Origin of the sequence: Pseudomonas phytophila (assembly GCF_025643095.1) — a bacterium.
Taxonomy (GTDB): domain Bacteria; phylum Pseudomonadota; class Gammaproteobacteria; order Pseudomonadales; family Pseudomonadaceae; genus Aquipseudomonas; species Aquipseudomonas quasicaspiana.
Genome location: NZ_CP081201.1, coordinates 2,199,406 through 2,212,867, shown reverse-complemented (window position 1 = coordinate 2,212,867; position 13,462 = coordinate 2,199,406). Strand labels below are relative to the sequence as shown.

Annotated in this window: 11 protein-coding genes; 1 reads left to right on the top strand and 10 read right to left on the bottom strand. The window is 58.8% G+C overall.

Annotation, left to right across the window (positions count from 1 at the left end):
- The 8 genes from K3169_RS09895 to K3169_RS09860 all read right to left on the bottom strand — a co-directional run bounded on the left by K3169_RS09895 (position 1) and on the right by K3169_RS09860 (position 9,321).
- On the bottom strand, positions 1 to 1,107 hold the full coding sequence (locus K3169_RS09895; RefSeq protein WP_263271265.1) for a WD40/YVTN/BNR-like repeat-containing protein: 1,107 nt from the start codon (positions 1,105 to 1,107) through the stop codon (positions 1 to 3).
- 360 nt (positions 1,108 to 1,467) lie between these two features.
- On the bottom strand, positions 1,468 to 2,427 hold the full coding sequence (locus K3169_RS09890; protein WP_263271263.1) for an omptin family outer membrane protease: 960 nt from the start codon (positions 2,425 to 2,427) through the stop codon (positions 1,468 to 1,470).
- Between the two features lie 360 nt (positions 2,428 to 2,787).
- Positions 2,788 to 5,454, bottom strand: coding sequence for an aminopeptidase N (gene pepN, locus K3169_RS09885; RefSeq protein ID WP_263271261.1), 2,667 nt, complete (start codon positions 5,452 to 5,454; stop codon positions 2,788 to 2,790).
- 11 nt (positions 5,455 to 5,465) lie between these two features.
- Positions 5,466 to 6,296, bottom strand: coding sequence for a DUF2797 domain-containing protein (locus K3169_RS09880; RefSeq protein WP_027902010.1), 831 nt, complete (start codon positions 6,294 to 6,296; stop codon positions 5,466 to 5,468).
- Complete coding sequence (locus K3169_RS09875) at positions 6,293 to 6,553, bottom strand: YeaC family protein (RefSeq protein WP_027902009.1); 261 nt, start codon at positions 6,551 to 6,553, stop codon at positions 6,293 to 6,295. The genes K3169_RS09880 and K3169_RS09875 overlap by 4 nt, the downstream gene beginning before the upstream one ends.
- Before the next feature lie 37 nt (positions 6,554 to 6,590).
- Positions 6,591 to 7,463, bottom strand: coding sequence for a rhomboid family intramembrane serine protease (locus K3169_RS09870; protein ID WP_231667191.1), 873 nt, complete (start codon positions 7,461 to 7,463; stop codon positions 6,591 to 6,593).
- A complete protein-coding gene (locus K3169_RS09865; RefSeq protein ID WP_122703598.1) occupies positions 7,463 to 8,431 on the bottom strand; it encodes a metallophosphoesterase in 969 nt (322 codons plus the stop codon). The genes K3169_RS09870 and K3169_RS09865 overlap by 1 nt, the downstream gene beginning before the upstream one ends.
- On the bottom strand, positions 8,431 to 9,321 hold the full coding sequence (locus K3169_RS09860) for an NAD(+) kinase (protein WP_027902006.1): 891 nt from the start codon (positions 9,319 to 9,321) through the stop codon (positions 8,431 to 8,433). The genes K3169_RS09865 and K3169_RS09860 overlap by 1 nt, the downstream gene beginning before the upstream one ends.
- A 230-nt stretch (positions 9,322 to 9,551) precedes the next feature.
- Between K3169_RS09860 and K3169_RS09855 the strand changes: the two genes are divergently transcribed.
- On the top strand, positions 9,552 to 10,535 hold the full coding sequence (locus K3169_RS09855) for a DUF1853 family protein (protein WP_231677461.1): 984 nt from the start codon (positions 9,552 to 9,554) through the stop codon (positions 10,533 to 10,535).
- Positions 10,536 to 10,538: 3 nt separating this feature from the next.
- Here the strand turns inward: K3169_RS09855 and K3169_RS09850 are convergent, their stop codons facing one another.
- Both K3169_RS09850 and K3169_RS09845 read right to left on the bottom strand, forming a co-directional pair.
- A complete protein-coding gene (locus tag K3169_RS09850; RefSeq protein ID WP_231677460.1) occupies positions 10,539 to 11,768 on the bottom strand; it encodes an MFS transporter in 1,230 nt (409 codons plus the stop codon).
- Positions 11,769 to 12,040: 272 nt separating this feature from the next.
- The gene (locus K3169_RS09845; RefSeq protein ID WP_263271254.1) at positions 12,041 to 13,384 is read right to left on the bottom strand and encodes an MFS transporter; all 1,344 of its coding nucleotides are present in this window, start codon (positions 13,382 to 13,384) and stop codon (positions 12,041 to 12,043) included.
- Between the last annotated feature and the right edge of the window lie 78 nt (positions 13,385 to 13,462).

Genomic DNA, 13,462 nt, shown 5'->3' with positions numbered 1-13,462 from the left:
TTATTGCTGGCTGGACTCGGCGCCCGTCGGCGAGGTGACGCGTACGCCTCCCTGTCCAACCAGAATCAGATTGCCCTGCGCATCGGCCGTCACCCCGGACAGCGAAATCCGGTCGGGACGGTTGAACACCTGAAAGCTCAGGCCATTGTCGGTGCTGCGCATCACGCTGCCGCCGTTCCCCACCAGCACCAGCGAACCGTCGTTTAGCAAGGTGGCGTTGGCCAGCCCGAATTCCAGTGGCCCGCGTGCAGCTTTCAGTTCGATGGGCTCCCAGGTATCGCCAAAATCGGTGGAGCGATAGAGATTGCCGCGCAACCCGTAAACCAGCAGCGTGCCGGGCTGACCGGTCCCCATCGCGCCGAACAGTGATCCCTGGTACGGTCCTTCAAGCTTTTCCCAGGATTCACCTTCGTCACGGGAACGGAACATCGCCCCCGCCTCGCCCACCACGAACAAGCCGCTGTCGGCAACATGGGTAATGCCATTGAGGTGGTACTGGTCTTCATTGTCGAGGCGGTCACTGACGTCCTCCCAGTGTTGGCCGCCATCCAGCGTAGTCAGCAACATGCCGTAGGCGCCTACTGCAAAACCGGTTGACGCGTCCTTGAACCAGACATCCAGCAACGGTGCTTCACGGGACAGGTCTTCGAATTGCTTGACCCAATTGGCGCCCCCATCGTTGCTGGCAAGAATCTGTGCATCGTGGCCGACGGCCCAACCGTGTTTGTCATCGACGAAATACACCGAAGTCAGTAGCTGACGGGTCGGCACCCTGGCCTGGGTCCAGGTCTTGCCCTGATCGTCTGAATACAGAATATGTCCGCGCTCGCCCACCACGACCAGACGCGCACCGGCATGAGCGACGTCCAACAGCAGACTGCGAGAGGCGCGTGCGGATTCGATGGAGTACAGCGTGGTTTGAGCTGGGTCAGCCTTTTCAGGCGCGCTTTCAGTGGCCGCCATCGATAACGTGACAACACTCGACAAGGTGAACGCTGCCAGCAATGAGCACACTTTCACCCTAGGTTTGCCCGTCCAGAATGCCGGTGGCCGTCCGAAGGCCGAATGCCCACCGGACTGCGTGCGCCGATTTACAGGCTCACTCATGAAGCGTCCCCTTTTCCATTTTATTTTTATTAGGTTAGCCGAGACCAAGCGCTCTAGCCTTGGGCTTCTGGAAGCAGACCTATCCTATCCAGCTTTGGAAACTCATGACAATCGACATAGGGGTATCTTTGGTCGAAGCCTCTTGCGTGATTGGTGGGTTATCAGTTGGGGTGATGCAGTCCGAAAACCAGTCGCGTGACCTGTGGGAGCGGAGCTTGCTCGCGATAAGGCTGGACGCGATAGCGTCTGATATCTGCGGCGTTCTTATCGCGAGCAAGCTCGGCTCCCACAGGAATCAATGATGACGTGGGACCGGCTTCAGCCAGTGTAGGCAGGGTTCGACGCTACGGTCTGCCAAGATTAGAACTGATAAGCCACAGCCAGGCTGGACACGGTTGTTCTGTTGGCCTGCGAGCTGGAGTTCGCCGGGGTGCGCCCGCTTTCTCCCTCTGTATGGTCCTTGATAAACGCACTGCCAAGGGCTTCCTTGTAGACCTGATGATCAATGCCCGCCTTCACCGAGAACTGCGGATTGAAGTTGTACGACAGCGCCAGTGCCAGACTTTGCATGCGGCCTTTGTTACCGTGATTACCGTCGAACGTCAGATTACGCAAGTGATGGGTATCGAAATCCCTGGGCTTGACCCACTGGCTGTATTTGAAGCGACCTTCAAGGGTCCAGTTCTGATGGTTGTAGAGACCCACAAGACCGAGAAATGGCGTGGCATAGGTCTGCCGGTAAGTAATGCCTTTTACATCAGCAGGAATATCTCCGGTTAGATCACGGAAATTACCCTCGCTGGAATAGACGTAACTGCCACCCCGAGCCTGCCAATCAAACTGACTGCGCTGATAGCCCGCCATAACACCGAAAGCCAGGTCTTCACGCTTGAGGGTCCAGGCTGTCGCCGAAACCTCGGCTTGCCATGCTTTGTTGAGCCGGGTATCAGGGTGATCCGAAAAATGGGTCCAGCCTGCCGCCTCGCCATCACGCCAGTCGTGATCCGTCATATGGCTATTGCCCGCATTCATGCGCGTCCAGCCACGCACATCGAGGGTCAGCCAGTTCAGAGGATTGTAGGCGAACCCCAGATGCAAGGTGGGGACCTGCTTGATGTCCCAATTCAGCTCACTGAGTTTCTGGCCGAGATCGTAGACCTTCTCCTGAGATTTGCCGTTCAGCAATCCGACTCCCAGATTGAGTTCGATGCTGCCAAGACGCAGTTTCTGCTCGTTGGTGATCTGAGCATCGGCCAATACCTCTTGCCCGACTGCAACCAGCCCCAGTAAAACCAACGCTTTCCGTCCGTTTATCAACATAATCCCTACCTTTGCGAGATGACGCGCGCGTACAGCCCAAGGGCAACGCAACACGGGGTCGAAAGGATGGGCGAGTTTGCAGGACGTCTCTGCCAGCCGAATCCTTGGCTGAGTGTGTGAAAGGTCCACGTAGAGCGCTGGAAATACCCTACGTACGCTGATCCAGTGGGATCGGATTCATCCGGGAAGGCGGCATTCCTGACGACGCAGATGCTGTGAATGTACGGCCCCTTCGCGAATGAATTCGCTCCCACAGGTTTTTCACCCAGCCCCAGGTCACCGCGATCCGGTGGGACCGAATTAGCTCCATAAAAAAGGGCCTGCCGCTTGCGCGGGAGGCCCTTGGATCAACAGTCTTCGCTATTCGGCGAGGCTTTTGCTCACCACTTCGAACACGTCGCTGGACAGCTCACCCGAATCACGGATGCGCACCAGTTCGTCCTTCATCAGGGCCTGACGCTTGCTGTCGTATTTGCGCCAGCGGGTCAGGGGCGCCAATTGACGCGAAGCGATCTGCGGATTGAAGCCGTTTAGCTGGATGACCAGATCTGCCAGGAAACGGTAGCCGGACCCATCCGCTGCGTGGAAGTTGATCAGGTTCTGGCCAGCAAACGCACCGATCAGGGCACGGACTTTGTTCGGGTTTTTGATGTTGAATGCAGGGTGTTGCATTAACGTCTTGACCCGCTCCAGACCACCCGGCAGCGGGCTGCCTGCCTGAACGCTGAACCACTGATCCATGACCAGCGGGTTGTCTTTGAAGTTCTCGGCAAACACTGCCAGCGCCTTGTCTTTCTCGGCGGTGAACGGCGAGTTGACGAGCACGGCAAGGGCTGTCAAGCGCTCGGTCATGTTGTCACTGGTGTCGAACTGCTCGATGGTTGCAGCCAGCACCTCCGGTTTCTGGCTGAGCATGAGATACGACAAGGCGATGTTTTGCAGTGCGCGGCGGGCGAAATGCTCGGCTTCAGCGACGTACTCAGTGGCTTTCGACACCTTGCGGTTGGCCGTGTAGCGCGCCCACAAACCGTCGAACAGGCTGTCTGCAAGCTGCTTGCGCACAAACTCGCGGGCAGCGTGGATAGCATCCACGTCGGCCACTTCACTGATTTCGGTCAGATAGGCTTCACCCGGCAACGAAAGCATTTCGGCAATCATGGCCTGATCCAGCGAGGTATCCGCCAGAACGGTGCCCAATGCGGTAATCAAACGCTGATCGAGAACCAGCGGCTGGCCTTTCTGATGCTGGCCGATCAATTCCTGCAGCACCTGTACCGACAGTTGCTGACCTGCATCCCAGCGGTTGAAGCCGTCGCTGTCATGCTGCATGAGGAACATCAGTTGGTCGCGGTTGTACGGGAAGCTGAGTTTCACCGGTGCCGAGAAACCGCGCAGCAACGAGGGCAGCGGCTGTTCAGCGATGTCTACAAAGGTGAAGGTCTGCTCGGCTTCGGTGACAGAAATCACTCGCGTGTTGCCAGCGGCAGCGTCTTCGCCTTGCAGACGCAACGGGATTTCGCCGCCCTGCTTGTCCAGCAAGCCCAGCTCCACCGGGATCACGAAAGGTTGTTTGCTTTCGCCCGGCTGACCCGGTGTGGTCGGGCAGCTCTGGCGGAAAGTCAGACTGTAGGTTTTCGCTGCACTGTCATAAGACTCGCTGACCGCCAGACGCGGCGTACCGGCCTGGCTGTACCAACGTTTGAACTGGGTCAGATCGACGCCATTGGCATCTTCCATGGCCTTGATGAAGTCATCGCAGGTCACGGCCTGGCCGTCATGGCGCTCGAAGTACAGATCACTGCCTTTGCGGAAACCTTGTGCACCGAGCAAGGTGTGAAGCATGCCCACGACTTCCGAGCCTTTCTCGTACACGGTCAGGGTGTAGAAGTTGGAAATCTCGATAAAGCTGTCCGGGCGCACGGCGTGAGCCATCGGGCCGGCATCTTCGGCGAACTGGTGGGTACGCAGATAGGCCACGTCCTGAATACGCTTGACCGTGGCCGAGTTCATGTCTGCGGAGAACCCTGAATCACGGTAAACCGTGAAGCCTTCTTTCAACGACAGCTGAAACCAGTCACGACAGGTCACGCGGTTGCCCGACCAGTTGTGGAAGTATTCGTGGGCAACAATGGCCTCGACCCGCTGGTGCGCGGCATCGGTGGCAGTTTCGGCGCGGGCCAGCACAGCGCTGGAGTTGAAGATGTTGAGGCCCTTGTTCTCCATGGCACCCATGTTGAAGTCGTTCACGGCGACAATCATGAAGATGTCCAGGTCGTATTCACGGCCGTACGCTTCTTCATCCCAGCGCATGGACTTCTTCAGGCTGGTCATGGCGTGCTGGCATTTGTCGATGTTTTCCGGCTCGACGTAAATGCGCAGGGTTACTTCGCGCTCGCTCACGGTGGTGAACTTGTCTTCGACGCACCACAGATCACCGGCCACCAGCGCAAACAGATACGCCGGCTTCATGAACGGGTCTTCCCAGGTCGCCCAGTGCCGGCCGTCATCTTCCGGGCCGCTGGCAATCGGGTTGCCGTTTGAGAGCAATACCGGGAAATTGTGCTTGTCGGCGCTCAGGGTCGTGGTGAACTTGCTCATCACGTCCGGGCGGTCGAGGTAATAGGTGATCTTGCGGAAGCCTTCGGCCTCGCACTGGGTGCAGAACATGCCGCTGGATTTGTACAGGCCTTCCAGTGCGGTGTTGGTTTCCGGGTGGATGCGCACGCTGGTATCGACCGTGAATGACTCGGCCGTGGGGTGCAGCGTCAGGTGGTCCGGGGTCAACTGGTAATCAGCAGCGCTCAGCTCGACGTCGCCCAGCTTGACCGACAGCAGTTCCAGCAACTGACCGTCCAGCACCAGCGGCGGCAGGCCCGCACCGCGCTCGGGATTGCGGCGCATGACCAGTTGCGCGTGAACCAGCGAATGGTCATCGAACAGCTCGAACGTCAGGTGCGTTTCGTCGATGAGGTACTCGGGAGCCTGATAATCCTTCAGGTAGATCATTTGCGGTTGTTCGGTGCGCATGATGAGTCCTCTTACTGATGCACGGCGAGCTGATAAGCCGTGTATTTACGAATATTGATCACGCCGGTATCGAAGATCAGGTACTGGCCCTTGATGCCCAACAAAGTGCCTTCGGCGATCGGGTTCTTGTCCAGATTGAAGCTGACGATCTTGGTCGGGTACGCCTCGACGGGGTAGCGAATCTCGATCGGTTCGACGTCATGCAGCATTTGGATGGCCTGCAAGCCGAATCGTTCTTGCAATCCGGCCAGCCCTTCAGCGCAGCTTTCAAACAACTGCTGGCGAATCGCGGCCAGATCCACGGGCTGCGCATCGCCCTTGAGCAGCGCGCGCCAATTGGTGCGGTCGGCAACCTGACTGCGCAGCAAGTCCTCGACAAAACCGGACTGCTGGCGGGTCGCAACGCGCATGATAGGCAGGGCCTGACTGGCCCCCTGATCCAGCCAGCGGGTCGGCAACTGGGTGGCACGGGTAATGCCGACTTTGACGCCCGACGAGTTGGCCAGATAGACCACGTGATCGGTCATGCAGAACTGCTCGCCCCACGCTGGATCGCGACAGGTGCCGTGCTCGTGGTGGCATTTTTCCGGGCTCATGATGCAGATGTCGCACTGCGCCAGCTTGAGCATGCACGGGTAGCAATAACCCTGGCTATAACTGGACTTTGTCTTGCGCCCGCAATGGCTGCAATGGATCGCACCGAGGAACTCCAGACGCACCGTTTTGCCAATCAGCGGATTGACCGGAATCTCGGTATCGCCCAGACGAAACGCATATTCAACCTGCGAGGCATTAAGCCGCGCCGACATTTTGTTGACTGCTCCGCGACCAATCTCAATCAATGGATGGCATCCGACTTGAACAGGATATTCGGCACAGTCGTGGACTTGGACGCACATTCCTGCGGGCCCATGTAGCCGATGCGCTGGTCTTCCGGCAGGTTCTGCACTTCCCAGGCAATCAACGCCTGCAAGGACAACTCGCGCTGTTCCTGAGTCAGCTTGCGGCCATCGGACCACTTCCCGATTTCTACCGCCAGCTTCAGGCTTTCGTAGATATCCGGGGTGATGTTTTCAATCATTTCGGCAAAAGAGGACATAGCGCACTCCTGACTCTTCATTAAACAGCATTCAACATCAGGTCCTGACCCGGGCAATCAACCCGCCAATCAGACCCGTGACGCAACCGATGATCAGCCCGCCGACATGGGCACCGTTGGCGATTTCGCCAAAGCCCAGCATGCCGACCAGCCCTGAAAGACACAGCACCAACCAGACCAGCATCATCACCAGCACACCGCGCGGTAAACGATAGATGGGGTTGGGTGCGAGCAATTGAAAGATCCAGCAGTGACCCAACAGCCCATACAGCACGCCGGACAACCCGCCAAACAGGCTGGGGCCGCCGAACTGGTATTGAACAGTGTTGGAAACAGCGCTGAACAGCAGGGTCAGACCCAGCAGATGCAAACTGCCCTGGCGCCACTCGATACGGCGGCCCAACTCCCAATACCACATGGCGTTCATGGCCAAATGAAGGATGCCGAAGTGAATCAGCATCGGTGTAACGATCCGCCACCACTGGCCAGCTGCAATGCTGTCGCCCAGCGGCAGGAAGGTCGCGTATTCACCCTGTACGCGGAAATCGAGAAAGGTCAGCCAGCGCACTGCGTCGAGGTTTTCCCCCAACAGCGTGATGCCACCGACTATCAAACATGCCAGCAGCACCAGCGTGGTGACCGGACTGTCGCGCAGTTGCTGAACAAAGCCGGGACGCGGCGCAGGGGTGCTCTGCTCACCCGGCGGCAGTTGATAGTGCTCATCGCCGTCGGGGTATTGCTGATAAAGCGCCCGGATATCGTCCGCAAGTTGCGGCGTGTCCGGCACCCAGAGGACTTGCTCTCCCGCTTCTTCGCTGACCCGATGTGGCACGCGCAGACGATTCAACAGGCTGATAAAACCACTCAGGTCGGTGGTCAATGGCAGACGCAGTACAGCAACAGGACTCATCAAACAGCCTCGGGACGTTCAACATCAACCCAGACAAACTTGTCCGGATCGATGCAGGTTTCCTGGTCCAGCCGATAAGCGACCAGTTTGCCGTAGAGCACGGCGCTGTAATCGAGGCAGGCCAGGTTAGGCCGGATCGGCGCGGGAATACCGCTGCGCCAGTAATGCCCGACGAACAGCATCGGCTCGTCAGCGCCATAGCGCAGCAAGGCGTTCTTTTCAGTCGTAGAGAGTGGCGTCTTGGCCACACCTTCGGGCAGCGCGTCCGGCTGAAACACCACGTCGCCGTAGGTTTGCGGGTCGTCTTCCCAGAACTTGGTGCGGAAAAACTCACGGGTCAGGCCATCGCCGCCGGTCAGCGTAATGCCATGGGGCAAGCGCATGTCAGTGCCGCGCAACAAACGGTCAAACACTGCGCAGGCAAAGCTGCCTTGCACCGCCGAGGCCTGGACAAACTCCTGATTGATGCAGCCACCGCCATGCATCGTGATCAACGGTGTGATCAGGCTGGCGTCCCAACAGGCATGTACCACGCGGAAACGTCCGGCATCCATGAACAGCGGCAGCTCGTAGAACCAGTCGACAAATTCCTTCCACTCGTCCGGGTATTGCTCGAACTGGGCCAGGGTCTCGCCCATAAGCTTGCTATGACGAAGCGAGTGTTCACGAACGAACTGCTTGCCGCTCTCCGGCGGGGCCGGTGTGTGCCAGCCTAGCGCATTGAACTCGTGGTTGCCCATGATGCACAGCGCGTGCCCCGCCTTCACCATATCGCGCACGATGTGCAGCGACTCGCGAATCAGCGGGCCGCGATCAATGATGTCGCCGAGGAATAACGCGATGCGCTCAGGATGTCGCCACACACCCGCCTGAAAGCGATAACCCAGCACGCTGAGCAGTTTCTCCAGCGTGTGGGCACAGCCATGCACGTCACCGATCAAATCGTAGCTACGCGCGGGATCGAACATCAGTCGCCTCCACCACCAAGCCGGCTACCCCAGCCCAGCTTGGTGCGACAGACTTCGTAATAGTTGTGATCAAGTGGGTGGATCAGGCGCAGTTTCTGCGGCTTCTTGCTGACCGTGACGGTGTCACCCGGCGCGCAGGTGAAATGGTTCTGGCCGTCGCAGGAGACTTGCGGATAAATCGTCATGTCCTTTGAGACCACGATTTTCAGCTCACTGTTCCCATCCACTACGATGGGCCGTCCTGACAAGGTGTGCGGGTACATCGGCACAATCACGATCGCATCCAGCTTGGGATGCATGATTGGCCCGCCAGCGGAAAGCGCATACGCGGTCGAACCGGTAGGCGTGGCGACGATCAGGCCGTCGGCCTTCTGGCTGCAGACGAACTGACCATCGATGTAGATCTCGAACTCGATCATCCGCGTCGACTTGCCGGGGTGCAGCACCACATCGTTGAGCGCGTCGCCCTGACCGATGGCTTCGCCGTGGCGGCGGACTTCGGCCTGTAGCAGGAAGCGATTTTCCACCAGATAATGGCCGTCGAGCACTTCGGCGACTTTGATTTCCAGTTCGTCGGGGCGAATATCGGTGAGGAAGCCCAGGCTGCCACGGTTGATGCCCAGCACCGGCGTGTTGTGCTTGGCCAGCGCACGGGCCGCGCCCAGCAGGCTGCCGTCACCACCCACCACGATCACCAGGTCGCAGACTTCGCCGAGCATCTTGCGCGATGAAGTTTGCAGGTTGTGGCCTGGCAATACTTCGGCAATGGTGTCTTCCAGAATGACGTGCAGGTGCCTTTCCAGCAGGAATCTCTTGAGTCGGCGCACGGTATCGAGCACCTGAACACTGCCCAGGCGGCCGATGATGCCGATATTACGAAACTGCTCCATGGGGCTCCTGCGGGGTTCGATGCGGCTTAAAGACAGCGATTATGGGCGAAAGGCCGGGGTAGCGGCAATTGATCGTTCCCGGATGTTCAACCTGTAGGAGCTGCCGAAGGCTGCGAAAAGGTCGGAATGACCTTCCACAGGTCTGATTAAACGTCCGGTTCCCGGCCGATCGCAGCCTTCGGCAGCTCCTACTTTGACCGATGGTTGCCAGTTAACGCTATCCTGCGACCATGACTCTATTCCACAGCCTCACCCACCTGCCCCGCCAGTTACGCACGCCGCAAGTGCGGGACCTGGCCTGGGTGATTCTGGCGCCGCCGATGCTGAGCGAAACGCCGTGGCCGCAGCGTCATCCTTTGACTGCCAGCGACTGGGTGCAAACACCTCAACTATTGGCAGACTTTCTACTCAGGCTGGACCAGGACAGCAGCGCCCTGCTCCACTGGCTGGCACTGGGCGCAACCCGTCGGCTGGGCCTGTATTACGAGCGTTTATGGCAATTTGCAGTAGCTCAGGCTCCTGGTGTCGAGATGATCGCCGCGAACCTGCCGATTCGCCTGGGCGGCCAAACCCTGGGTGAGCTGGACATGCTGCTGCGCGATGCCGAAGGCGTGCACCACGTGGAATTGGCGATAAAGCTCTATCTCGGACCGCAGCAAGGTGACGGCAGTGACCCTGCGCAATGGCTGGGGCCTGGTTGCCATGACCGGCTTGACCTCAAACTTGCCCACCTGAGCCAACATCAACTGCCGATTTCCGCCCGCCCGGAAAGCCGCGAACTGCTCGCAGCGCTGGGCATCGATACGTTTGACGCGCAACTGTGGCTTGGGGGCTATCTACTTTACCCGTGGCCCGGCCAGACAGACTCTCCGCAAGGCGTCCATCACCAGCACTTGCGCGGCAGTTGGCTGCATCAGAAGGATTGGCACGCATTTACCGCGCAACGGCCGGAAGGTCGCTGGCAGTTATTGCCTCGTCACGCCTGGCTGGCCCCGGCCCATTACGCCGAAGCCTGGAAAGATTCACAACTGCAGGACTGGCTGACTCAACTGGACCCGCTGGCTCCGGCGCAACTTTTGGTAAGGCTGGTGGAAAACGGCAGCGGCGAATGGGAGGAAGCCGAACGGGTTTTCCTCGTTTCGGACATCTGGCCACGGCTGGGTGACACAAGCAACATGACTCAAACCATCACGTTGCCCGCGTCGCCCGCCTGAATCTCAAGCGGCTTTTTTAGTGCGCGGCAGCAGAATCGCCAGGATCCCCAGAAGCGGCAGATAGGAACACAGGTTATAGACGAACAGAATGCCGTGGCTGTCAGCCAGATAACCCAGCAAGGCCGCACCAATCCCGCCAAAGCCGAACATCAGGCCGAAGAAGATCCCGGCGATCATGCCGACGTTACCCGGCACCAGCTCTTGGGCATACACCACAATGGCGGAAAACGCCGACGCCAGAATGAAACCGATGATCACGCTCAGCACGCTGGTCCAGAACAGATCGGCATAAGGCAGCGCGAGGGTAAACGGCGCAGCACCGAGAATCGAAAACCAGATCACCGCTTTACGGCCAATCCGGTCGCCAATCGGCCCACCGAAGAACGTGCCCGCAGCCACCGCTCCAAGGAAAAGGAACAGATACAGCTGGGAATTAGCCACCGACAGGTCGAACTTCTCGATCAGGTAGAAGGTGAAGTAACTGGTGATGCTCGACATGTAGAAGAACTTGGAGAAGATCAGAAACGCCAGGACGACCAGCGCGCCAGTGACGCGTCCTTTGGACAGACCATGACTCGCGGCCTGACCTTGCTTGAGCTTGAACAGATTCAAGTGCGCGCGGTACCAGCGGCTGATGCCGTATAGCAGTCCCACAGAAAACAGCGCGACCAGCCCGAACCAGGCCACATACCCCTGACCGAACGGAATGATGATCGCTGCGGCCAGCAACGGGCCAAACGCTGAGCCGGTGTTGCCGCCCACCTGAAAGGTCGACTGCGCCAGTCCAAACCGTCCACCCGACGCCAGCCGCGCAATGCGTGAAGCTTCCGGGTGAAAGGTAGAAGAGCCAATACCGATCAGGGCCGAGGCCAGCAGAATCATTGGAAAACTGCCCACCACGGCCAGCATCAGAATACCGATCAAGGTGCACAGCGAACCGACTGGCAATACCAGCGGATTGGGATGGCGGTCGGTGTAATAACCCACCCAAGGTTGCAACAGCGAGGCAGTGATCTGGAACGTCAGGGTAATCAGGCCGATCTGCGTAAAGGTCAGGCCGTAGCTTTCCTTGAGCAGCGGGTAGATCGACGGCAGCACCGCCTGAATCAAGTCGTTGACCAGATGCGCCAGTGCCACAGCACCGATGATGCGCATGACCAGCGGGCTGCTGGTGCTGGTGTTCGGAGGAGTTGCAGCAGGAATTGCGCTGGTGGAGGCGTTGCTTACGTCCATGGAGTTCATCCGCGAAGCTATTGGATGTGCCACGACCCGGTTATTGCAAGATATGTCAGCGGCACAAGGCCCGCCAATGTGCCATTTTTTGGGGCATGGCCGCTACATTTTGTTGCGCAGATGACAGAGGGTTGTCACTGATATGCAGGCTTTTGTGGGAGCCGGGCTTGGTCTGGGCGGCATTCCGACGATAAACGATAACGCGGTGTGGCTTCTGTTCGCGTCTCATGTATCGCGGGCAAGCCCGGCTCCCACAGGATTGCATTGCAAATCTAGACTTGAGTCGCTGCCACACCCGGCTCGCCCCTCTGCCCCGTCGGCACATCATGCAGCGATATCCGCGAGGTCTCCGGCAGCGCCAGGCCACCCGCCAATGCCAGCAATGCCACGGCAATCAGGTAAAACGCCGGGGACAAATTGCTGCCCGTAGTGGTGATCAGCCAGGTCGCCATCAACGGCGCGGTGCCGCCGAAGATGGTGTAAGCCATGTTGTAAGTGATCGCCGAAGCGGTGTAGCGCGTACGGGTCGGAAAGGTTTCCGAGAGCAGCGCGGCCGTGACCACGCCACACAGTACCGCGCCGACCGCCAGCAGCATCACGCCGACGATGGACGCCACGAACGAGCCGGAACTGGCCATCAAGAATGACGGGAATACCACCACGATCAACAGCGCGCACGCGGTCATGACCGTCACGCGGCGCCCGACCTTGTCGGAGTACAACCCGGCCAACGGGCAAATCGCTGCGGCAAAGAGCAATGCAATCAACGACACCAGCAACGCCGTCGCACGACTCAGACCACCCGCTACTTGCAGGTAAGTCGCGAAGTAGGTGGTGAACATATAGAACGACAAGGCCGTCAGCGACACGAATGCACCCAGGCAGCAAATCGCCGCTCCGTGGTTACGCAGGGTTTCCTTGAGGGGCGAATGGGCGACGTCATGCTCCTGCGCCACCGCCTGAAATGCCGGAGTTTCATCCAGTTTCCAGCGCAGATACAAACCGACCAGACCCAGCGGCGCAGCAATCAGGAACGGCAAGCGCCAGCCCCAACTGCCCATGGCTTCCGGTGACAGTGAAGCCTCAAGGGCATAAGCGACTACAGCCGCTGCGGCGAATGCAGAAAAGGTCGAGACCGGGACAAAACTGCCGTACCAGGCTCGCTTGTCGCTGGGCGCATGCTCCATGAGATAAGCGCATGCGCCTGCGTATTCACCGCCCGCTGAAAAGCCCTGCGCGCAACGAATGAGCGTCAGCAGAATCGGCGCCATCACGCCAATCGCCGCGTAGGTGGGCAATAGACCAATCAAGGTCGTGGCTGCGGCCATCAGCAGAATGGTCATTGCCAGCGTGCGTTTGCGACCAATCCGGTCGCCGAGCATGCCGAAGAAAATTCCGCCCAGAGGCCTAAAAGCGAAGGCCACCGCGAATACCGCGAAAGTCTTCAGCAGCGCTGCACTGGCGTCGCCACTGGGGAAGAACTGTTGGGCGATAGCCGTGGCGAGAAAGCCATAAACGGCGAAGTCGAACCATTCGACGAAGTTGCCGATGGCGGCGGCGACAATCACTTTTCTCAGCGTTTTGGGGCTGACTTGCTCTGTAGCGGCGCTTGTCATGCTGGACCTCGACATTTCATCAGGAAGCTATCGATTATCGGGACAGTCACTGCGACGGCTCACTCCAAAAGTGTCATC